Source organism: Aliiroseovarius sediminis (assembly GCF_022678485.1).
Lineage (GTDB): Bacteria > Pseudomonadota > Alphaproteobacteria > Rhodobacterales > Rhodobacteraceae > Aliiroseovarius > Aliiroseovarius sediminis.
The window spans coordinates 122,901-144,660 of the sequence record NZ_JALBYP010000039.1; the positions used below are offsets into that span (position 1 = coordinate 122,901).

Consider the following 21,760-nt stretch of genomic DNA (forward strand, 5'->3'; position numbering starts at 1 on the left):
TCAGGCGGGTCGCGCGCCGAAAATACGGTCGCCAAGCTTGACGTACCACGCCGCGGACTGCACTTGGATGATATAGGCGAGTGCGATCAGCAATGCCGCGTCTGCGCTAGCCTCGCCAAAGGCATTCATCGCAAGCGCCAGGGCAATCGACAGGTTTCGCATCACCGTGCCATAGACTAAAGCGATGGCGTTGCCACGGGGCAACATCAGCTTGCCGATAATGGTACTGAGGGCATAGTTGAATGCGTAGAGCACCAGCAGCGGCGCGATAATGGAAAGCAAAATCTCTGGTCGCGCCATCAGATCCGAGGATTTCAGGGCGATTGCCACAAAGACGATTCCCAGAACACCCAAGGTCGAAAGAGGTGGAAAACGCGGTGCCCAATCCTGACGAAAGCGATTCCGTCCATAGCGACGCACCAAAAAATATTGGGTCAACTGACCCGCGAGCATGGGCAGAAAAACCACCAAGGCGATCTGAAGAAAGACAGCAGCGATATTAACCGGAATCGTCGCCCCCATAAGTCACTGCACATAAAAGGGTGTGGCAAGAGATCCCAAGATCAGCCCCACGACCGTCATCTTGATGGCGGCGGTGACGTTGCCCGACGCGAACCCGGTCCAGGCTATCGTCATGCCACTGGTCGGCAGCAATGCCGCAAGCAACAACCCCAAGGCAAAGAACGGCTGGTCGGGAAACCAAAATCGACCCAAAACAAAGGCCACAAACGGGATGATGGCAAAGTTGATGGTTTGTGCGAGCAATTGAGCCTTGGTATCATCACCCTCGCGCATCTGGCGCAGGTTGAGGTTGACCATCATGGGGTAGACCATGAGCAGTGTCAGAGGCACGATAAGGGATTTGAGCCAGCCAACTGGGAAGGTCAGACCATAGAGCAGACCGATAAGCATCGCTGTCGGAATGGCCAGTGTAAGATTTCGCGTCATTGCAGCGAGAAAGCGCATTCAAGGTGTCCTTTTTTTGCGAATAATAATCGCACAGACGACTGTGCGGCATTCGAAACCTCTTGTCATCCTGATCACGCCGTCACCTGCGTTGTGGAAAAGCAAATTCTTCACAACTGGCAGGCTGCGTCTTCTGCCTGTCTGCCGCATTAACGCGTGTTAAGCCATCGTGACCTGCGCCAGAGCGCAGATGCTCTTGAGGCCGGACTTTGACCCGAATGTGTTGCTCATTGCGAAGATCAGCAAAAGCTTCATATCCCGATGGGCCAGAACCAACAGCGTCTACTTGCCGACCCTTCACGAACCCCTTTTGCTGTAGTCGCGTGCTATATCACCCAAAGACACCACCCCGACTAGTCGTTCGTTTCCGTCGCAAACAATCAACCGGCGGATCTGATGATCTTCGATGTTGGCCGCCGCAGCTCCGGTTCTTGCCATCAGACGCACCACAATATCCCTGTCAGGTACTACGCCGATTGGCCGTCTGTTCTCGCGGATTGCGGGGTATTCCAATTGATGCTGGTGACTTTTCTTTGCACGACCTTGCTTACGTTCATGTGCTGGACCCAAGGCTGTTTGACATGATGATAACAGCCTAAATGGCATGGTCCTGTGCAAAATCAACGTCGATCAACTACGGCTTTTCGCGTCCATTGGTCTTGGCCATGCATTCCACATTGCAGATCGAAACGACGGCATTCATGCCCGTTAACAGCCGTTAATGCGGTGCATTTCGGTTCGGGTAGAAAGGCGGGCAGCAATCCTTAGGGCATTCGACGGAGGCGACCCATGACCGAAGAAGAAAATGCTGCAGCCGATCCAGAGCAAGACCTGTCATCGCGATTTCCGACGGCCTATACGATCCTGTTCCTGTTGATCATTTTCGTCGCCGCCCTGACATGGATCATCCCCGCCGGACAGTACGAACGGGTGATGAGCGAAGAGGTCGGTCGCGAAATCGCCGTTGCCGGAACCTATACCGAGGTAGAGCCAAACCCCCAGGGCTTCGTCGATGTCATGCTGGCGCCGATCGCCGGGTTCTACGATCCTGACAGCTATGCGGCCAACGCCATCGACGTGGCGCTCTTCGTGCTGTTACTGGGCGGATTTCTTGGCGTCGTGAACGCCACCGGCTCTATCGACACCGGAATAAGGGCGGCAATGACGGCCATGAAAGGGCGCGAGATCTGGATGATCCCGATCATGATGTCGCTCTTTGCGGTCGGGGGGACCACCTATGGCATGGCCGAGGAAACGCTGGCCTTCTACGCGATCCTGATCCCGGTGATGATCGCTGCGGGCTACGACGCGGTGACCGGGGTGGCGATCATCCTGATCGGTGCCGGTATCGGTGTGCTGGGCTCAACGATTAACCCGTTTGCGACGGTCATCGCCTCGGACGCGTCCGACATACCGTTCACAAATGGTATTGTGCTGCGTCTGGTGATCCTGTTGGGCGGTCTGGCAATCTGCGCGGCCTATGTCATGCGCTATGCGCAGAAGGTCAAACAGAACCCCGAACGGTCGGTCGTGGCCAAACAGGCCTCGGCGCATCGGCGGCTTTTCCTGGCAAATGGCGGCGATAAGGGTGGTGATGAGACACTGACAGCGACCCAGAAGGTCATCCTTGTGATCTTTGCCCTGACCTTTGCCGTGATGATCTGGGGCGTGTCCAGTCAAGACTGGTGGATGGCCCGGATGGGCGCACTGTTTCTGGGGGCGGCGATACTGATCGGCCTTGTTGGACGGCTGGGCGAGAAAAGGCTGACGGGCAGTTTCGTCGACGGTGCACGTGACCTGCTGGGTGTGGCGCTGGTCGTCGGTCTGGCGCGCGGCATCGTCGTAATCATGGAGCAGGGGCTGATTGCCGATACGATCCTGCACAGTGCCGAGCAATCGTTGGGCGGACTGGGCGAGCTGGCCTTTATCAACCTCATGTTCTGGATCGAACTGGGCATGAGCTTCTTCGTGCCGTCCTCGTCGGGCCTCGCCGTGCTGTCGATGCCCATTCTGGCCCCACTGGCCGATTTCGCCGGTGTCGGCCGCGATCTGGTGGTGACGGCCTACCAGTCGGCCAACGGCCTTGTGAACCTGATCAACCCGACCTTCGCCGTGGTCATCGGCGGGCTGGCGATCGGGCGCGTGTCTTACGACCGCTGGATCGTCTTCATCTGGCCGCTGATGCTGATCCTGCTGGTGTTCATCTCGGCGGCGCTCAGCATCGGCGCATTTCTGTAAACGAAAGGAAATCCTATGTCTGACCACAAGCTCGGTGTCCACTCAGAAACCGGCACGCTGCGGCAGGTCATCATCTGCCGCCCCGGCTTGGCGCATCGCCGCCTGACGCCGGACAATTGCGAGGACCTGCTGTTTGACGATGTGTTCTGGGTCAAGCGGGCGCAGAAGGATCACGATGACTTCGCAAGGTCCATGGAGGGCGAAGGCGTCGAGGTGCTGGAGACGGGCGCCATGCTGGCCGAGGTGCTGGACCTTCCCGATGCCCGCAAATGGGTGCTGGATCACCGCATCGCGGCCATTCATGTCGGCGTCGGCATGCACCGCGAGCTGCGCGACTGGATGGACGACATGCCGGGGCAGGAGCTGTCGAAATGGCTGATCGGCGGGCTGACCGTCGCCGATGTACCGTTCGAGGTGACCGGCATGTTCGGTGCCTATCTGGGCCATCACGGGTTCATCCTGCCGCCGCTGCCGAACTTTTTGTTCACCCGCGACAACTCGGCTTGGATCTATGGCGGGGTGACGCTGAATCCGATGTACTGGCAGGCCCGCCGGCCTGAAACACTGCTGACCGCCGCGATCTATAAGTTCCATCCAAAGTTCGCGGGCAAGGTCGAGGTGATCTGGGGCGATCCGCTTGAGGATTTCGGCCTCGCCACGCTGGAAGGGGGCGACATGATGCCCGTGGGCAATGGCGTCGTGCTGGTCGGCATGGGTGAGCGGACGTCGCCGCAAGCCGTTGGCCTTTTGACACAGGCACTGTTCGATAACGGCCGCGCGACGCGCGTCGTTGCCTGCCAGATGCCCAAATCGCGCGCGGCGATGCATCTGGACACGGTGTTCACCTTCTGCGGTGGCGATGTCGTCACCAGCTTCAAGGAGGTGGCGGACGAGATGACCTGCTACGATCTGCACCCCGGCGAGGGAGCCAAGCCGCTGGACATGCGCCACGACAAGCGCCCGATGTTCGATGTCGTCGCCGACGTCATGGGCTTCAAGAAGCTGAATGTGGTGCCCACAGGCGGCAGCGACCCGTTCGAGCAGTCGCGCGAACAGTGGAACGACGGCAACAACGTGCTGGCCCTGCGGCCCGGTCTGGTCATGGGCTATGACCGTAACGACGACACCAACGCCGCCCTGCGCGCCGAAGGCATCGAGGTGATCGAGATGCCGGGCGCCGAGCTGGGCCGCGGGCGTGGCGGCAGCCGCTGCATGTCCTGCCCCACCATCCGCGACGCTGTATAAGGAGGACAGACCATTGGCTTTCAACCTGAAGAACCGTCACTTCCTGACCTTGCGCGATTTCACCCCGGCTGAAATCGGTTTTCTGCTGAAACTCTCGGCCGACCTGAAGGCCGCGAAATACGCCGGAACCGAGGTGCCACTGCTCAAGGGTCGCGAGATCGCGCTGATCTTCGAGAAGGACAGCACCCGCACCCGCGTGGGTTTCGAGGTCGCCGCCCACGATCAGGGCGCCACCGTCACCTATCTGGGGCCGTCGGGCAACCACATGGGTCACAAGGAAACCGTCAAGGATACCGCCCGCGTGTTGGGCCGGGTCTATGACGCGATCGAATACCGCGGCTTCGGGCAAGAGGTGGTGCAGACACTGGCCGACTGGGCCGGTGTCCCGGTCTATAATGGGCTGACGGATGAGTTCCACCCGACGCAGATCCTCGCGGATTTCCTGACCATGCAGGAACATGCCGAGAAACCCCTGCGCCAGGTCGCCTATTGCTTCATGGGTGATGCGGGCAACAACATGGGCGACAGCCTGCTGATCGGCGGGGCCAAGATGGGCATGGACGTGCGCCTGTGTGCGCCGAAATCCCTCTGGCCGACCAAGGGCATTCAGGACGAGGCACGCAAGGTGGCCAAGGAGACAGGTGCGCGTGTCACGATCACCGAGGATGTCGACGAGGCCGTGAAGGGCGTCGATTACGTCTACACTGACGTCTGGGTGTCCATGGGCGAGAGCAAGGACAAATGGGCCGAGCGGATCGACCTGCTCAAGCCTTATCAGGTGAACGCGGAAGTGATGAAGAAAACAGGCAATCCGCGCGCGAAATTCATGCACTGCCTGCCGGCCTTTCACAACACCGACACAGACGTCGGCAAGGACATCGAAAAAGAGTTCGGTCTGACCGCGATGGAAGTCACCGAAGAAGTGTTCGAAAGCCCCGCCTCTATCGTTTTTGATCAGGCCGAGAACCGGATGCACACGATCAAGGCGGTTCTCGTCGCCACGTTGGGGGGCTAGGGGCATGCTTGTCGTTGCAGCCCTTGGCGGCAATGCGCTGCTTGAGCGTGGCCAGCCATTGACAGCGGAAAACCAGCGGGCGAACGCCCGCACCGCCGCCGCCGCACTGGCCGAGGTCGTGCGCGCGGGGCATGATCTGGTCATCACCCACGGCAATGGTCCGCAAGTCGGGCTACTGGCGCTTCAAAGCGCGGCCTACAGACCCGACGAGGTCTATCCGCTTGACGTGTTGGGCGCCGAGACCGGCGGCATGATCGGCTACATGATCGAGCAGGAGCTGGAAAATGCGCTCGATCATGGTCGGCCCGTCGCCACGCTGCTGACGCAGGTGGTGGTGGATGCCGCTGACCCCGCGTTCCGCACCCCGACCAAGTTCATCGGGCCGGTCTATGACCGGGACGAGGCCGAGAGCCGTGCCAAGGCCGCCGACTGGACCATCGCGCGCGACGGCGACAAGTGGCGCCGCGTTGTGCCCTCGCCCCGGCCGCAGGCGATCCCTGACATCCGCGTTCTGCGCCTGCTGTTGGATCAGGGCGTCATCGTGATCTGCACCGGCGGCGGCGGCATCCCCGTGATTCGCCGCGACGACGGCAGCCTGATCGGTATCGAGGCGGTGATCGACAAGGACGCCGCCAGCGCTCTACTCGCGCGTGAACTGGGCGCCGATGCGCTGCTGCTGTTGACCGACGTGGATGCAGTCTATCGCGATTTCGGCACCGACGCACAGGCGCGTATTCCCTGCCTGAGCCCAGAGGAGGCCCGCGCGCTGAACCTGCCTGCAGGTTCCATGGGCCCCAAGATGGCCGCAGCAGCCGAATTTGCCGGGCAAGGCGGGCTGGCGGGCATCGGGCGATTACAGGACGCGCTGGCGCTGCTTGACGGAACGGCGGGCACCCTGATCCGCGATGCCGCCCAGCCGGACCGTGACGACAAGAAGAAGTGACGTAAAGCGGATCGTGGTGATCGGCGACGCCCAAGAAGGCGCAATCGAGCAGGCCAAGAACTGCCTGGTCGAGGCCAAGACCATGCTGCGTATGGCCGACACCCACAAGGGACGGCATGCCGGTGGGCGGTGTGGCCGTCTACACCGACAGGATACCGCCCGCCGGTGTCGGGTTCGATATAGTGCTTTAGGAGAAAAGTATCGGGGTATTGCGCGACGGCGTTATCTATGAGCGCGGGGCATTCGCCAATACGCGCACATACATCTATATCACGATCAGTGCGAATTTCGGCAAACTGATCCGTATGGCGGGCGCGACCGATAATGTCGATCCTGATACCTTGACCCATCCGCCCGGATGGGAAACTCCCAACATCACGTCTTTCACGATTGTTTTCGGTCTGCTCAGCACGGTCTTTGACATCGCGATCTTTGTCGTGTTGTTGCAGGTGTTCAATGCGATCAAAGCGGTATTTCACACCTCTTGGTTCATTTTTTCGATCCTGACGGAACTGGGCGTGGTGTGGTCGTTTATCTTGCTGCGAACGAGGTAGCCAAGGTCTGATATTATTCACGCCAAACTCGTAAGCAAAAGACGGCAGCACAAACGCCAAGGTAGTCTTGAACTTCGGTGATAGGTGTTCGCGCGGCATGGCTCAGCCGCCCGCGACCACGATAAAGAGTGAAAACACGAAGGCCATGAAAAGCACAAGGCCATTGGCAAAAATCTTGGCAAGCGCAATCTCGGTAGCCGTGACCGGCATCACCATCAGATGCTCAATCGCGCCATGTTCCCGCTCGCGGATCAGCACGAAGCCTGCCAAGACGTCGCCTATCTCGCCTCGAAAGACGCCAAGTTCGTCACGGGTTCCGAACTTGTCATTGATGGCGGATACGCTGCGCAATGGCAGGCTCAAGAATGCCGAAGGTGCACCAAGCGGCCATGCATTTCGACGAAAACAGGTTTTCGGTTGTGTCGTCGGCTCATTATTGGGCTGAGGGCGATGTGTCGTTAATCACAGCGGTCACTGAACCCGCCGCCGCACTATTGGTCAATCTCATCTTCGATGGCCGTCCTTACCGACTGATCAAAACCTGAAAATGCCCTGTCGTTCAGGAAGATGATCGGGAAGTATTCGTATGAATTTGATATGCCCTCACTTTCAGGGAACTGAATACGGTAGCAGTCCAGAAGCGCGTGAAAATTGCTCTCGCCTGTCAGATGTTCTTCAATCGGATAATCAAGATCGGCCAGAAAGGCCTCGGCCTCCTTGCACATCGGCCCCAGCCCATTGTGAAACATGACGATTTTTTCCCCAATCTCTGGCAAATTTTCAAGCTGATCCAGTGGCACGACGGGCGTCGGATCCAGATACTGAACCTCGCGGTTTTCGGGGATATCGGAATAGGGCCGCGCGACGGCGGCAACCTGGTCTAGCCAATCGTTGAACGAGCGCCATTCGACTGCCGAAGACGCCAATGCATCGGCATAAACGTTCCAGTATCCGACCTTGGTGCCGCCGATATGCGGATGAGAAACCAGTATCATGCTGTCGGGGTTTTGCGACAGGCTCGCATCGACCATTTTCGCAAAATCGGCTTCGGTGGCCCCCCTCCAATACAGGCTGATATCGCAAAGCGACCCTCTGCCCATTCCGGAAAACTCAACGTTCGACACCTTGATGATCCCAACATCATATTCATTGGGTGTGTAGATCATCGCCCTTATGTCTTCGGTGCCGCGCCCTAGGACATACGGAATGCCCAGAACTTCAGCGGCTTTGACCGTGTTTTCGTCATAAGAGAAATACTTGCAGCCAAAGACCTGCATGGGTTTGCCGGTCAGTGATTCCAAATTCGTTTTGACCGCCAGCATCGCCTGATATTGTTCCTCATAGGGCACATCCCAGCAAACCTCGGCATTGCCGCCGATGACCTCGTGCCCGTCCTGTGCCAGACGTTTGAAAAGCTGCGGGTAGGCGTCAAGAACCGGGCCAGACACATCGATCATTGCAGTAAGGCCACGCGACCCCAATTCCTGCTCCCAACGCAGCAGGCCGTCCATTTCTTCGTCTTCATCGACATTGATAAGGAAAACCATGCCGTTGGTCGGGGTTGATTGCGCATTTTCGTCTGCGGGCTGGGCGAACGCAGCGCCGCCGAGAAGTCCGCACGATGTCATTGCAATGATGACTGTTGCCTTGTTGATCATTTTTCCTCCATCGAGAATTGTCGGCGGGACCGCTGGGCGCAAGACGGATCTGCGTGGCGGCTACACTTCGGCCGAGCTCGCACCGGCGCAGTATCGGCACTGATTGGCATAGGGGATGGCATCAAGACGTTCGTCGGCAATCTGTTCGCCGCAGCTGATACATGTTCCGTATGTCCCCTTCGCGATGCGGTTGAGCGCCGCGGTCAGAGCCTGAGCTTCGCGCAGGTTGGCGCGACCGATGCCTGCCTGAACCTCATCATCCTCCCACTCGATGGTCTGATCCTCCAGATCTGAAAGGTCTGTATCGTCCAGCACATCTTCGATCCTTTGCAAGCGCACGCCAAGCTCTTTCAGGCGCGCCTCTATTTGTTGTTTGCGTTGGGCTGTTTCTGTCATTTTCTTCTCCGGAAATTGAAGTGAGGGTCTGAATTGAAGCATTTGATTTTATTTTGCATTGCATTCATTGAATATTTCGTGGCGAACCTTTGCACATTATCACGGGTCAAAGCCCAAAAGGAAAAGTCCCATCTTCGCTTTTGAGGGCCGTTGAGGACGACAGACATGCCAAGGCTCCTTGATCGAACGCACAGACAAGTGCTCTGGAACGGAAGAAGCCGCCCAGCGGGCGGCTTCCTCGGTCGTCGGCTGGAAGGTTTCGTGTCACATCCCGCCCACACCTTCCCAAGTGGAGACCTCCAGCATGAAGTCGACAGCACCGGAGGCCAGCGCTTCGTAGGCGCCGGTGCCCGGCGTCACCGTGTCGTAATCCGCAGTGCCGCCGTCGTGCTAGATCATTGTCGACATCAAAGCATATTCCCAAGCGCTGCCAAAGCCGGCATAGGTCTTGCCTTCGAGATCCGCAGGTCGCGAGATCGCGTCGTTACCACTGTTGTAGACCAGCTGCCCGGCCTCCCGCTGGATCGTGACCGAGAGTGCCGTGCTCGGCGCCTGCCTTCGCATTTGTTGGTTCAGACGAGAGAGGCAGCAGGGCAAAGTATGGACAGGACTTCGCTCAAACCGGTATCTCGGGCAAGCGGGATTTTAGGACCTGAATGAGGGGATCAGGGCACGCCAAGGGAATGGGCGTGCCCCGGGTGCTCAACCTTCGTGGCCGTAAATTTCGCGCGCGCGTTCCGGCGTCAGGTATTCGTCACGGATGTCCCGTGCTAGGTCTTCGGCACTGCGTTTCGCCGGATCCCCGAAGCCGCCGCCATTGCCGGTCACGACACGGATCACGTCGTCGGTGTTCACTTCGACATTGGTGGCAAAGGAATGCCGTTCGGAACTGCCGTCGGTGCGCAGAACCTCGACGTAGTTGCACGAGCCGTCAAGCCCGCCGTCGACACCCCACGGCGGAATGCGCGAGCGGGTGTAGCCGACAGACAGGAAGTTGTTTTCGGCCCGAACGCGGTAGTGCACGTCGATCCCTTTTCCGCCCCGCCACTGGCCCTCACCACCCGGCTCGGGGTTGAGTGCGACCTGATCCACGGTCAGTCCATAGCGGGCCTCGGCCACTTCTGCCGGACAGTTGAAGGTTTCACCATGGAACCCCGAGAACTGGCCGGACGGCCCGTCGTTTCCCTGCCAGGCACCCCAGCCGCCGACCTGGGGTTCGACGATGGTGTAATGCCGCCCGGTGTCCGGGTGGGGGCCGCCCACCACGGTGCCGCAGATCGAGGCGAAGTTGCCTGCTGGCACGACACCGGGGAAGTGATGCGCAAGGGCGCGCAGCAGCATGTCGAAGAGCCGGATTTCGACCTCGGAATAATAGCCCAAGGCCCCGGGTTCCTGAACGTGGAAGATCGTGCCCGGCGTGGTCTTGACCGTGAGCGGGCGGAAGAAGCCGCCGTTGCCGGGCGCGTCCGGATCGGTGAAGGACTTAAACGCCAGCTGCACAGCAATCTCGGTGCCCTCGCGCGATGAATTGGAGGAGCCGGCCTGCGCGGGGTTGTCCGTAAGATCGACGATGAAATCATCCTTGGTGATGGTGATCTCGACCTTGTGGACCTGACCCGAGTCCTGCTCCTCCTCGAACCTGTAGGTGCCTTCGGGCAGCGTTTTCAGCGCGGCACGGGCGCGGGTTTCGCCAAAGTCCATGAAATCCGCAATCGCGGTTTCGAAGGTATCGGTGCCGTATTTCTCAATAATCTCGAGGACGCGGCGCTCGCCGATCCGCAAGCCCGCGATGCCGGCCCAAAGATCGCCGCGCAGGTAGTCGGGCAGCCGCGTGTTGACATAAAGAATATCGAGCACCGCCTTGTTTTCCTGGCCTCTGTCGAACAGCTTCACCGCCGGTATGCGCACCCCTTCTTGGAAGATTTCGGTGGCTTCCGACGACATGGACCCCGGCACCATGCCGCCCACGTCGTTCCAGTGCGCGATATTGGCGACCCAGGCGACCAGTCGACCCTCGGAGAAGACCGGAGAGGCCAGAACCATATCGTTGAGGTGGCTGACGCCGCCGTAATAAGGATCATTGGTTGCAAAGAGGTCACCGGAGCGGATTTCGTCCAGTGGAAACTTCTGCAGAATGCCGTGAATAGCCTTGTCGAGTACGCCGATGAACGCGGGAATGCCAGCGCCCGAGGCTGCGATTTGGCCCTTGGCATCAAGGATCGACGTCGAGAGGTCGAGCACCTCGTAAATGATCGCGCTCATCGAGGTTTTCACCTGCGCGACGAACATCTCATCGGCCACGGCCTGAACCCCGTTCTGGATGATGTCAAAGGTGACGGGGTCGTGGGTGAACGTATCTTGCTTTGTCATGGGTCAGCTCCGCGTTTCAATATGAATGTTGCCAAAATCGTCGATCGACACGGTGTTGCCAGGGTGGACCACCACCGTTGTGCCGGGATCTTCGATGATGGCCGGGCCTGCAAAGGTCATGCCGGGTTCAAGTTTCTCGCCGTTGTAGATGGTGGCGACATGTGTGCCCTCGGTGGCATAGTCTACCTCACGTTCGCCTTTGATCGCATCGGCCGGGGCGGCGCCGCTCTTGGGGAGGGGCACGATTTCCAGTTTGCCGACCTCGCTCGAGGCGATCAGATGGATGCCGGTGATCTCGACAGCCGCATCAAGCGTGTAGGTGTATTCGCGCTTGTAGCGGACGTGGAACTCGGCAACCATTTTCCGCAACGTATCCGCAGTCACGGGTCCGGCCGGGATCGGGACCTCGACGCCGAATTCCTGGTTCTGATAGCGGCAGCGGATCAGCGGTGACAGGTGCACGGCATCCCGCGCGACACCTTCGCGGCCCAGCTCCTCGCGCGCCAGCTCCATCGTGTGATGCAGCAGGCTGTCCAGAGCCTCGTGGTCATCGGCGTCCTGAAGTTTGGTCACGAAATAATCGCGGCGCAGGTCCGACATCATCATGCCCCAGGCCGAGAAGACAGGCGCGCCGCGGGGCACGACCACCTTCTTAACGCCCAGTTCCTGGCCCAGGGCCACACCGTGCATCGGCCCCCCGCCGCCGAAGACAACAAGCGTGAAGTCGCGCGGGTCATAGCCGCGGTTGACGGAAACGAGCTTGAGCGCGTTGACCATGTTGGAATTGGCGATCCGCACGATCCCGCGTGCGGCTTCGGCGGGGCTGACGCCAAGCTCATCGGACAATTTCCCGAAGCCTTTTTCCAAAGCGGCCATGTCCGCCTCGACGGTGCCACCGCAGAAATAGTCTTTGTTGATCCGGCCAAGGGCAAGGTTCGCGTCCGTCGTTGTCACATTCTCGCCCCCACGCCCGTAAGAGGCGGGCCCGGGGGAAGCGCCTGCGGACTGCGGACCCACGTGCATCTTGCCAAAATCATCCACCCAGGCGATCGAACCGCCCCCGTTGCCGATCTCGACCAGGTCCACCACCGGCACCATGATCGGATAGCCGGCGGACTTGCCGTTGCGCTCGATCCAGTAGTCAGTCTTGATCTTGACCTGGTGCTTTTCGATGAGGGAGCATTTTGCCGTGGTGCCGCCAATATCCAGCGCAAGGATATTCGGCTCACCGATAATGCGACCCAGCTCTGCCGCGCCCCAGAAGCCCGAGGCCGGGCCGCTTTCGACCATGGTGATCGGCACAGCTTTTGTCGCCTCGAGCGAGTCGACACCGCAGTTGGACTGCATGATATAAAGCCGTCCCTTGTAGCCCCCTTCGGTCAGCCCGGTTTCGAGCTTCTCAAGATAGCGCTGCGCCTTGGGCTGGACGAAGGCCGAAAGGATCGTCGTGTTGGTACGCTCATACTCGCGCCATTCTCGGGTGATCTGGTGCGAGGCCACCACCGCGACCTCGGGCCAACGCTTTGCCACCTCTTGGGCGAGGGCTTCTTCATGGGCCGTGTTGGTATAGGCGTGCAACAGACAGATGGCGACCGCCTCGACGCCTTCGGCGCGGAAGAGATCAAGGGTTTCATCCAGCCCGTCGAACGACAGCGGCATGACCTCGTTGCCTTGATAATCCATGCGGCCGACGATTTCACGCCGCAGATAGCGCGGCACGAAAGGTGTCGGCTTCTTGTACATCAGATTGAAGAAATCCGGCCGGTTGCCGCGTCCGATCTCAAGCACATCGCGGAAGCCCTTGGTGGTGATCAGGCCGACCTTGGCGCCCTTGCGCTCGGTCAGGGCGTTGATCACGACCGTTGTGCCATGGGTGAACATGTCGACCGCATCGACATCGACCGCGCCCCGCTCAAGCACGTTGAGAACGCCCTGCTCGAAGTTCGGCGGCGTGGTGTCCGATTTCGCGGTGCGCACGGTTTGCACGCCGGTCGAGGTGTCGGTTTCAAAATAGACCAGATCGGTAAAGGTTCCGCCGACGTCGGTCGAAACACGTGTGATGGTATTGTCCATTTGGTGACCTTCTTGTTCAGAGTGATGGGAACGGATGCCGCGCACCGCATCCGGGATTGTATTTGGCCGTCCGAGATCAGCGGCTGCGCGAGGCAGAAGCCGCGAGGGCCACGGCGACGACGATGATTACGCCGGTGGTCAGATCCTTGAAGAACGGGTTGACGTTGAGGATGTTAAACCCGTTGCCGATCAGCGCGATCAGCAGCACCCCCGAGACCGAGCGCCAGACCGCACCGGAGCCGCCCATGATCGATGTGCCGCCCAGGATCACTGCCGCGATGGCCTCAAGCTCGAGCCCCATACCGGCCTGCGGTTCCGCCATGGAAATGCGTGACACGGCGATGACACCGGCAAGGCCGGCGGCCCCGCCCGACAGGCAGAACGTCATGATCTTGACCAGATTGGTGCGAATGCCCGACAGCAGGGCCGCCTCTTCGTTGCCGCCGACGGCAAAAACCTTGCGCCCGAACGTCGTGCGGTTGAGCAGGAACATCATCAGGAGCATGAAAAGAACAAGGACAATAACGGCCACGTTGACCATGCCGATCCGCTCGCGACCCAGCCAGGAGAACTCGGCAATCCGGACCGGGATCAAGGCGCCCCCGGTGATCAGGATGGCCACCCCGCGATACACAAGGCTGGTCGCCAGAGTGACCAGAAACGAGTGTACGCCAAAGCCGGTGATGATAAGGCCGTTAATCCCCCCAAGGACCAGCCCGATCACGGGCCCGGCGAGGATCGCCAGATAAGGATCGACATTGATCGCGAAATAGCCCGCCGACACCGATGCGACGCCGAAGATGGCGCCTGTGGAGAGGTCGAAGCCGCCGCCGATGATCACAAGGGTCAAGGCACAGGCGATGATCGCCAGCGGTGCGGATTGATTGAGGATGTTGAGCAGGTTTCGCGCAGTGAAGAAGCTGTCCGAGGCGAAGCTCAACCCGATGAGCAGCGCGACGATGATGATCAGCACCCCGTATTGCTGGGCAAATTGCCCGACGCTCGCGCGGATGATCTTCGGTTCTGGCTTGTCTGTCAAATAGGTGTCGGTCATGCGATGATCCTCTCTGGGCTGGACGGGTCCGCGCCTTGTTCGTGAAAGATTCGGTTCAGCGCCTCATCGACGTTTAGATCGGCGCAGGAGGCTTCGAAAAAAATGCGACCTTCGCTCATGAGGTAGCCGCGGTGTGACAGGTTGATAACTTCTTCGATCTCGGAAGAAATCAGCAAGATGGCCGTGCCCGCCTCCGCCATCTCGACGATGAATTCGTGAATGCGCTGCCGTGCGCCGATGTCGACGCCTCGGCTCGGTTCGTCAAGAATGAGAAGGCGGGGTTTGTCGACCGCCCATTTCGACAGCAGAACCTTTTGCTGGTTGCCGCCGGAGTAGAACGCCACATCCCCGTCAACGCGCCCAGGGACAATCCCGAAATGATCGATCATCCGTTTCACGCGCGCCCGTTCGGAGCGTTGATCGAGCACGCCGTAGCGCGAAATCTTGTCCAACGAGGCAAGGCTGACATTGGGACGGGTCGTCTGAGTCAGGACGAGCCCCTGTTTGCGCCGGTCTTCGGGGACAAGGGCAAGGCCCTGTTGCACGGCCTTGCTTATCGTCAGGCGACCCTGAAGCTGGCCGTCGAGCAGATACGCGCCCGAGGTGATCCGGTCGGCCCCGAAAAGGACGCGCCCGATCTCGGTGCGCCCGGACCCGACAAGCCCGATCAGCCCGACGATCTCACCGGGCCGGATCGTGAGCGATACACCATCAAGACCTGTGTCACTGTGAACGTCCTTCAGCTCAACCAGCGGGGGCACCGCGGCGGCGGGGGCGTCTGGCAGCGTCGGCCACGAGATCTCGGAAGCCTGCCCGAGCATGGAGTCGACCAAAGACTGCTTTGTCTCTCCGGCCATCGAATCGTTGCGGATCACCTGGCCGTCGCGCATGACAGTGACGCGGTCGCAGTTGGCAATGATATGATCAAGGAAGTGGCTGACATAAATGATGGTCTTGCCACGGGCCTTGAGCCGCGCGATCAGCGCATGCAGGCGCTCCGCCTCGTCCTCGGTAAGGGATGATGTCGGCTCATCCATGATGATGATCCGTGCCTCACGCGCGACAGCGCGCATGATTTCGACCTTCTGGCGTTCGGCGATACGCAACCGCGCGACCTTGGCATGCGGGTCAAGCCCGAATTGGCAGGTTTCCTCAAGCGCGCGGAACCGGGCAACGTCGCCTTGGACCAGAATGCCGCCATACTGGCTTTCAAGGCCGAGAAAGACGTTCTGCAGGACGGTCAGGTCGGGGACCAGTTGCAATTCCTGATGGATCATCGCGACGCCACGTTGCAGCGCATCGCGGGGTGAAAAACGGCTTACGGTTTCGCCGTTGATATCGACCGTGCCTTCGTCCGCGGCATAGTACCCGCCGATGATCTTTCCGACGCTTGATTTTCCGGCCCCGTTCTCGCCCACAAGGGCATGAACCGATCCTTGCAGAAAATCGATCGAGATGTCGTTGAGGATGCGGGTCTTGCCGAAGCTTTTGGCCACGCCGTTCATCCGTACTGCGATTTCGGTGTCAGTCATGTCGGCCCCTGCCATTGAGTCGACCGGCCCACACCACAGGGGGCCGGTCCATACAGTTGAATCAGCCCTGCCATTCGGCTTCGAAATCGGGATTTTCGAGCAGCCATTCATGGGTCACGATCTCGGGCACGTCCCCAAGCTTGGACTGGTCGATCCAGGGCTCGACTCCCTCTCCGTTCACAGACGCCACAAGCGCATGCAGTGCCGCTTCGCCGATGGAGCGGGGCAGCATCGCGATGGTCGAGTCCCACTGGCCGGCGCGGATCGCATCCGTCGCAATCTGGTTCAGGCCGCCGCCGGTCACGTAGATTTCTTCCAGATCCAGCCCGGCGTCGAGGATGGCGATTTCAGCACCCATGAGGTGCTGGTCCGCATTGGACAACAACACGTCCAGATCCGGGTTGGACTGCAGGATGTCCTGCATCGCGTTTAGAGAGGTATCGGGGCTGTAGTTGCCTTCACCGGTTGCAACGATTTCGATGTTGTTGTGGGCGCCCAGAACGGTCTGGTAGGCTTCATACCGAACATTGTCGAAAGGGAAGACGAGCTGCCCGATCAGGATGACAACCTTGCACGGGTCGCGGTCAGCGCAGAATTTAACGACCTCTTCCGCCTGTTTGGTCGCCCCGATTGCAGGGTCCGAGGCCACGGTGGTCACCAGACCCTCTACCTGTGGCTGCATGTTCGACAGGTCTGGGCCGATGGGGAACAGCGTGGCGGCAACCTTGATGCCTGCGGCTGTCGCCTCTTCCAGTGCGGTTGCGATGCCGACGGTGTCGTTCGGCGTCACGATCATACCACCAAAACGCCCACCGGCGACAAGGTCTTCGACTTGCGTGAACTGGACCGGAGCCGAGAATTCACCATCGAACATCTCGACAGAAACGTTGTCATACTCGGCCGCGGCACGCTGGATGCCATCATAAATGGACTGGTTAAAGCCGTTCTGGCTGCCTGCAGCGAGGTAGGCGATCGAAATTTGATCGTCCTGCGCAAAGGCCGCCATCGGCGACAGGGCCGTGGTAAGGGCTACGAGTTTCAGGATATTTTTCATTGGTTTGATCTCCTTGCTGGTGGGTGGGGGTTTGGTTCGGGGTCAGGCACGTTCCATCACGGCTTCGGTCACGGGGACTGAAGCGGTGAGAGTTTCGTCGCGCGCCGCGAGCAGGAAACACAGGGTGACGATTGGTTGCCACGCAAGCGCAGCGGCGACCTTGTCTGCGGTGAAATGCCCGGCCGGAGCGAGCATGTTGATTGTGCCGATCACCTTGCCATCAACGACGGCAGGCAGGTTCATGTTGCTTTCAAATCCAAGGGCTTGAATCTTGCGCCAATCGAAAAACACCTCTGCGATCTGCTCGATCCGGCTGGTGACGAAAGGCTGGGCCTTCTCCAGAACGGTCGTGAAGAACAGGTTCCGGTCAACCTGCTTGTAGTTCCCGACGGGATAGGCCTCGGGGTTGTCGGAATGGATCCGGCGGCTGCGCATGTTCTCAAGATCGAAAATCGACGCGCTGGTGAGCATCGAGCCTACGTCACGGTTGAGGCCTCGGACCACATATCGCAAAAGCGCCTGCGCGCTGTCCGGTTCGGCGAGAAGGGTTTGAATATGGCTCATGTCATATGGCAGGGCGGTCATGCGGCGGCCTTTGCGTTCTTTGGAAATTGGCGGGCGATACGCCCCGATTTGACCACGCAGGTCAGGTGGTGTTCGGGTTTTCCAAGGATGGTGACATCGTCGAACGGATCGCCGTCAATCACGATCATATCGGCGCGGGCCCCTGCGGCGATGACGCCGATCTCCCCCTCCTGCTGGCACAGGCGGGCAGCAATGCAGGTCGCGCTGTCGATGATTTCGGTCGGGGTCAACACACGCGCCAGAAGGTCGAATTCCATGCCGCCATACTTGCGCAGCTCACCCAGAAGATCGGTGCCAAAGGCCATCGGCAGACCGGCGTCGCGCATTATCCGCAGACTTTCGATGCCCGCGTCGCGGACGACGTCGATCTTCGCCTCCGAATCGGCGTCGAGACCGAGCGCAGCACCCTCCAGCTTCAGCCCCTCGTAGGCGACGAGCGTCGGCACCGCGATGCAGCCGGCTTCGGCGGCGCGCCGTGCGGTTTCGGGCTGGATCAGGTTGCAATGCTCCAGGGAATGAACGCCCAGATCGACGCAGCGGCGGATGGCGTCGTCGTGGTAGACATGGGCGGCGACGTATGTGTTGGCGTTGCGGGCCTCTTCGACCATCGCGCGGATTTCGGCATCCGAATACTGCAGCGCATCGATCGGATCATTGGGCGAGGACACCCCGCCGTTGGCCATCACCTTGATGAACTTCGCCCCCTCTTTGAGCATCTTTCGGCAAGCGCGGCGAACATCGTCCACGCCATCGACCAGAACGCCCATGTTGCCCAAGCGCCAGCCCAGGGCATCGGGGCGCACATCACTGCGCGCGCGCAGGTCCGTGTGGCCGCCGGTCATCGACAGGCCCTTGCCGCAGATCACCAGATCCGGGCCGTCGATATGACCCTCTTGCACGGCGCGCACCAAACCCAGGTCAGCGCCACCAAGATCCCGGACCGTGGTGAACCCCTGATCCAGTTTCTCGCGCATGATCGCACCGGCCCTGAACGCAGCGAGCGAGTCTGGCGCGATGGCATTTTCCCAAAGGTTCAGGCTGTGGGCCACGACATGAAAATGCGCGTCAATCAGACCGGGCATCAGTGTCTTGCCCGCAACATCGAAGGTGGTCGCATCGGCTGGCGCAGCTGTCCCGACAGAGGTGATCCGGTCTCCTTCGACAAGAACGGTCGTCGGTTCCGTCAGCATCTCGGTTTCGAGATCGGGAAGGCGTGCGTTGATAAAGGCAGTGGCGGTCATCGGGGCTACTCTGATGAAAGGTGAAAAACGTAGGATTGGGTCATGTCGTGATGGGGTCGCCGAGGTTGAGCGCGGCGGTCGACAAGTCGACCGCATCGGCCGCAACCGGCACGAGGGAGTTTTGGATGATCCGGAGAATGTCTGCGATCTGGTCGCCGACAATTCGGTTGCACGCCGCCGTGTCCTTCGCATCGATCGCCGCGAAAAGTTCGCGGTGGAGGTCTGCCTGTCGATGCAGGTCAGCCGCAGAGGCGTAGGGAAAATAGAGCAGCAGCATCGTGCGCCGCCCGGCATCGAGACATTGCAGGTAATAGCGGGCAAGGAAGAAGTTCTTTGCCAGGTCTGCGTAGCTGCGCTGCAGCTGCAGCAGAGCCAGCGCGGTGTTGAGTTCGCCTGACTGACCAATGGTGTCAGTGAACGCTTCGGCCCGGTCGTGCATCACCGGCGTGTCCACAGCGATTTCGGCCAGGCTGAGGTGCTGTGACAGGGCACGGCCGAGGATCAACCAGGTGTCGAGCATCTCGCGCAGCTGATGCATGGTGAGTGGCTCAACGATGCAGGAGCGGTTCGGCAGCACCTTCACGAGGCGTTCCCCGGACAGCATCAGGATCGCTTCGCGCACCGGGGTCCGGGACAGATCGAACGATTTCGCGATCGCGGTTTCGTCAAGCGCGCTGCCGGGCTCGCGCTTCAATGTAAGGATCTCTTCGCGCAGCGCCTGATAGACCGTCACGGCCCCGCGCTTGCGCGTTCCGTTGGTCGCGCTTGCAGTGGTCTCGCCTTTTGTCGTCATCCGCCACACCTCCCTTGCGTCGCTGATTCGCAAGCATGGTAACCGGAATAAAGTTTGCATAACAAGATTGCATAATATTTGAATGCAGAAAAAATCTATAGTTGCGTGTGGGCGCGCCGAATTGGAGTATTCAGTTGGCGTTGCGGGAGAGGGTTGGATCGGCGAGGAAAATCTTGGCTTGTCATACAGTTGCCTAAAGCCAGTATACGTCGCGCGGAAGCTGCTAAAGCAAGCCATTGCTCGGAGGTTCTATTGCGTCTCTTGTTGCGCCCGCAGCGCGGATCCATTGGTTCAGAGGCCTTTGGCGATGGGCGAAAAAATTGACGGCCTGAGAGGAGATGTAGGATGCAAGGCCAGAGCGACTCGGTCAAATAACGCTGCGATTGCACCGTGGCACCAGGTTCCGGTTGCGTGATCTAAAGAACTGGCGAGCCGGTTCGAGGTTCATTCAGCGATGATCCATCAATGGAAACGCGCGCTTCTTGAGGGCGGCTGCGGCGTGTTTGAATGTGGCGGCCGAAAGAAGCCCGCGATCAATGAGGAGCAGGTGAAGGAACTCCATGCCCAGATCGGGTGAACGTTCATGGTTCAAGGGAACCCGTCAATGCCGTGGTCAACTCTTTTTTGGAACGAAAGCTGAAGACTTGGGGCGGGAAGTGAGGCGCGGCAAGGCCACCGTCCGGGCCTGCGACTTCTGGCCGGTGATTTCCCGGCGCGCCTCGGCGCATGTCAGCATGCCACTGGTGTCATGGGCCAGGCGGCTAAGCGTAAGTTCAGCCCGGTTGTAGAAGAAGAACTTGTAGATGAACAGCGCGCTCCCGCCAACAGGAACCAGGTGCTGTTGTTGTCGCCCTAGAAGATCAGCAACAGGCCCGCGAAGATTACAGCGATCATCACCGCCGCATAGTCCCACATGGCGAACAGCGGCGCCAGCAGCGCACGGTTGCGCCCGACGATGGTGAAGGTGTGTTTGACGAGAAATCCCAGCTGCTTCAGTCGCGCGCCGCGACCCGGTTTTTCAAAATCCATGTTTGCCTCTTTTCTTAGTTTCTTGACCCCAGCACCTGTTGACAGGTCCGGCTTTTGCTCAGCCCGACTTGCCGTCGCTCAGCAGGCCGAAGTTGGCGCCATCATCAGCAAGCTGTGCCGCCGCGTCCTGCATGCCCTGCGCCAGTGCCGCGTCATCTGTTCCAGTGACTTCACTTTCGCGCTGCGCGAGGATCTTGCCGGTCTCGATGTCGACAATCTGTGCGAAGACGTCGAAGCCGTGCGGGTTTTCCACCTCGTTGATCTTGAACGTCAGCAGCCGTCGCGGCGGGTCGAGCGTGCCGTCTTCAGCGTTGCAAATCTCGCGGAACCGCGTGGCGGCGCGGGTGGCGGGCAGGATCGCATTGTCGCTGCCCAGCAGAAAGACGATGCGGAACGAACTGCCACCATGTGCCTCGAACAGGTCCTCACCATCCTTCGAGGTTCGGAAATAGTCCTGCGACGCGAAATCCGGGGACGGCGGTGCCAGCCCCCGCGCAGACACGAAGCCACGCGCTTCAGTATTTTGACGCATGAAATCATGCCGCTCGCAGTCAAAGATGCAATCGACGGACTGATGTTCGGTGCCGTTCACGAGGCTCAGCTGCATGCCGCGCTTCACCTTCTGGCCGCCGCCGAAAGCATCCATCCAGCTGTCGATCAGGCGCGGTGGCAGGGCGTTGAACTTGAAGATGCGCGTCGCCCCGCCGCCGCTCGGCGTCCCGCTCTAGCCCGATGTCGCAGAGCGCACAATGCTCATCTGCATGCCCTGCCCCGCGATGGTGATCCGGTCGCAGCCGCCATAGATCAGGTCGAGATCGCCCTCGATACGGTTGCGCGGATCAATCGCCACAACTCCTTTGGCCGACATGATGACATTGCCCGACTACGATGACGCGCTCGCCATGGCGCGCCAAAGTATTCTGGATGACGACAAACGGGCTGAATATGAAGTCTACAGGGCCAGAAAGGAAAAGAAACACGCCGAGTAGGTTGCAGGAGGTGGCCCGGAACGTC

General features: G+C 59.9%; 23 protein-coding genes and 1 pseudogene. 6 read left to right on the forward strand and 18 right to left on the reverse strand.

Going from position 1 to position 21,760, the window contains the following annotated elements:
• Both MN186_RS16255 and MN186_RS16680 read right to left on the reverse strand, forming a co-directional pair.
• A pseudogene (locus tag MN186_RS16255) lies at positions 1 to 966 on the reverse strand (arsenic resistance protein).
• Positions 967 to 1,263: 297 nt separating this feature from the next.
• Entirely contained in the window at positions 1,264 to 1,572 is a 309-nt protein-coding gene (locus tag MN186_RS16680) for a CBS domain-containing protein (RefSeq protein WP_353890315.1), read from the reverse strand.
• Positions 1,573 to 1,755: 183 nt separating this feature from the next.
• Here MN186_RS16680 and MN186_RS16260 point away from each other — a divergent pair, with 183 nt between their 5' ends.
• The 5 genes from MN186_RS16260 to MN186_RS16280 all read left to right on the forward strand — a co-directional run bounded on the left by MN186_RS16260 (position 1,756) and on the right by MN186_RS16280 (position 6,961).
• Entirely contained in the window at positions 1,756 to 3,204 is a 1,449-nt protein-coding gene (locus tag MN186_RS16260; protein ID WP_242115770.1) for a YfcC family protein, read from the forward strand.
• Positions 3,205 to 3,219: 15 nt separating this feature from the next.
• Positions 3,220 to 4,449, forward strand: a complete 1,230-nt coding sequence (locus tag MN186_RS16265; protein ID WP_242115771.1) for an arginine deiminase — start codon at positions 3,220 to 3,222, stop codon at positions 4,447 to 4,449.
• 13 nt (positions 4,450 to 4,462) lie between these two features.
• Entirely contained in the window at positions 4,463 to 5,464 is a 1,002-nt protein-coding gene (gene argF, locus MN186_RS16270) for an ornithine carbamoyltransferase (protein WP_242115772.1), read from the forward strand.
• A gap of 4 nt (positions 5,465 to 5,468) precedes the next feature.
• Positions 5,469 to 6,407: a carbamate kinase gene (gene arcC / locus MN186_RS16275; protein WP_242115774.1), complete on the forward strand. Its 939-nt coding sequence runs from the start codon at positions 5,469 to 5,471 to the stop codon at positions 6,405 to 6,407.
• 209 nt (positions 6,408 to 6,616) lie between these two features.
• A complete protein-coding gene (locus MN186_RS16280) occupies positions 6,617 to 6,961 on the forward strand; it encodes a hypothetical protein (protein WP_242115775.1) in 345 nt (114 codons plus the stop codon).
• Positions 6,962 to 7,063: 102 nt separating this feature from the next.
• Here the strand turns inward: MN186_RS16280 and MN186_RS16285 are convergent, their stop codons facing one another.
• The 16 genes from MN186_RS16285 to MN186_RS16360 all read right to left on the reverse strand — a co-directional run bounded on the left by MN186_RS16285 (position 7,064) and on the right by MN186_RS16360 (position 21,614).
• Entirely contained in the window at positions 7,064 to 7,324 is a 261-nt protein-coding gene (locus MN186_RS16285; RefSeq protein ID WP_242115776.1) for an ABC transporter permease, read from the reverse strand.
• A gap of 128 nt (positions 7,325 to 7,452) precedes the next feature.
• Positions 7,453 to 8,619, reverse strand: a complete 1,167-nt coding sequence (locus MN186_RS16290; protein WP_242115777.1) for a polysaccharide deacetylase family protein — start codon at positions 8,617 to 8,619, stop codon at positions 7,453 to 7,455.
• A gap of 60 nt (positions 8,620 to 8,679) precedes the next feature.
• Positions 8,680 to 9,015, reverse strand: a complete 336-nt coding sequence (locus MN186_RS16295) for a TraR/DksA family transcriptional regulator (RefSeq protein ID WP_242115778.1) — start codon at positions 9,013 to 9,015, stop codon at positions 8,680 to 8,682.
• A 390-nt stretch (positions 9,016 to 9,405) separates the two neighbouring features.
• On the reverse strand, positions 9,406 to 9,579 hold the full coding sequence (locus MN186_RS16300; RefSeq protein ID WP_242115779.1) for an ABC transporter substrate-binding protein: 174 nt from the start codon (positions 9,577 to 9,579) through the stop codon (positions 9,406 to 9,408).
• A gap of 138 nt (positions 9,580 to 9,717) precedes the next feature.
• Positions 9,718 to 11,385 (reverse strand): hydantoinase B/oxoprolinase family protein, encoded by a 1,668-nt coding sequence (locus MN186_RS16305; RefSeq protein WP_242115780.1) that lies wholly within the window; start codon positions 11,383 to 11,385, stop codon positions 9,718 to 9,720.
• Positions 11,386 to 11,388: 3 nt separating this feature from the next.
• On the reverse strand, positions 11,389 to 13,458 hold the full coding sequence (locus MN186_RS16310; protein WP_242115781.1) for a hydantoinase/oxoprolinase family protein: 2,070 nt from the start codon (positions 13,456 to 13,458) through the stop codon (positions 11,389 to 11,391).
• Between the two features lie 76 nt (positions 13,459 to 13,534).
• Positions 13,535 to 14,512, reverse strand: coding sequence for an ABC transporter permease (locus tag MN186_RS16315; RefSeq protein ID WP_242115782.1), 978 nt, complete (start codon positions 14,510 to 14,512; stop codon positions 13,535 to 13,537).
• The gene (locus MN186_RS16320) at positions 14,509 to 16,044 is read right to left on the reverse strand and encodes a sugar ABC transporter ATP-binding protein (protein ID WP_242115783.1); all 1,536 of its coding nucleotides are present in this window, start codon (positions 16,042 to 16,044) and stop codon (positions 14,509 to 14,511) included. The genes MN186_RS16315 and MN186_RS16320 overlap by 4 nt, the downstream gene beginning before the upstream one ends.
• Before the next feature lie 61 nt (positions 16,045 to 16,105).
• Complete coding sequence (locus tag MN186_RS16325) at positions 16,106 to 17,098, reverse strand: sugar ABC transporter substrate-binding protein (protein ID WP_242115784.1); 993 nt, start codon at positions 17,096 to 17,098, stop codon at positions 16,106 to 16,108.
• 42 nt (positions 17,099 to 17,140) lie between these two features.
• Positions 17,141 to 17,683, reverse strand: coding sequence for a hypothetical protein (locus tag MN186_RS16330; RefSeq protein ID WP_242115785.1), 543 nt, complete (start codon positions 17,681 to 17,683; stop codon positions 17,141 to 17,143).
• Complete coding sequence (locus tag MN186_RS16335) at positions 17,680 to 18,924, reverse strand: metal-dependent hydrolase family protein (RefSeq protein WP_242115786.1); 1,245 nt, start codon at positions 18,922 to 18,924, stop codon at positions 17,680 to 17,682. Before MN186_RS16335 ends, MN186_RS16330 begins: the two co-directional genes overlap by 4 nt.
• Before the next feature lie 40 nt (positions 18,925 to 18,964).
• Positions 18,965 to 19,717 carry a GntR family transcriptional regulator gene (locus MN186_RS16340; protein WP_242115787.1) on the reverse strand — a complete coding sequence of 251 codons (753 nt, stop codon included), beginning with the start codon at positions 19,715 to 19,717 and terminating at the stop codon, positions 18,965 to 18,967.
• Positions 19,718 to 20,165: 448 nt separating this feature from the next.
• Positions 20,166 to 20,309, reverse strand: a complete 144-nt coding sequence (locus MN186_RS16345) for a hypothetical protein (protein WP_242115788.1) — start codon at positions 20,307 to 20,309, stop codon at positions 20,166 to 20,168.
• A 260-nt stretch (positions 20,310 to 20,569) separates the two neighbouring features.
• A complete protein-coding gene (locus MN186_RS16350) occupies positions 20,570 to 20,746 on the reverse strand; it encodes a hypothetical protein (protein ID WP_242115789.1) in 177 nt (58 codons plus the stop codon).
• 58 nt (positions 20,747 to 20,804) lie between these two features.
• Complete coding sequence (locus tag MN186_RS16355; protein WP_242115790.1) at positions 20,805 to 21,392, reverse strand: hypothetical protein; 588 nt, start codon at positions 21,390 to 21,392, stop codon at positions 20,805 to 20,807.
• 78 nt (positions 21,393 to 21,470) lie between these two features.
• Entirely contained in the window at positions 21,471 to 21,614 is a 144-nt protein-coding gene (locus tag MN186_RS16360; RefSeq protein WP_242115791.1) for a hypothetical protein, read from the reverse strand.
• Here MN186_RS16360 and MN186_RS16505 point away from each other — a divergent pair.
• Positions 21,613 to 21,735: a hypothetical protein gene (locus MN186_RS16505; protein ID WP_255744437.1), complete on the forward strand. Its 123-nt coding sequence runs from the start codon at positions 21,613 to 21,615 to the stop codon at positions 21,733 to 21,735. The two genes, MN186_RS16360 and MN186_RS16505, sit on opposite strands and share 2 nt — an antisense overlap.
• Positions 21,736 to 21,760: the final 25 nt, after the last annotated feature.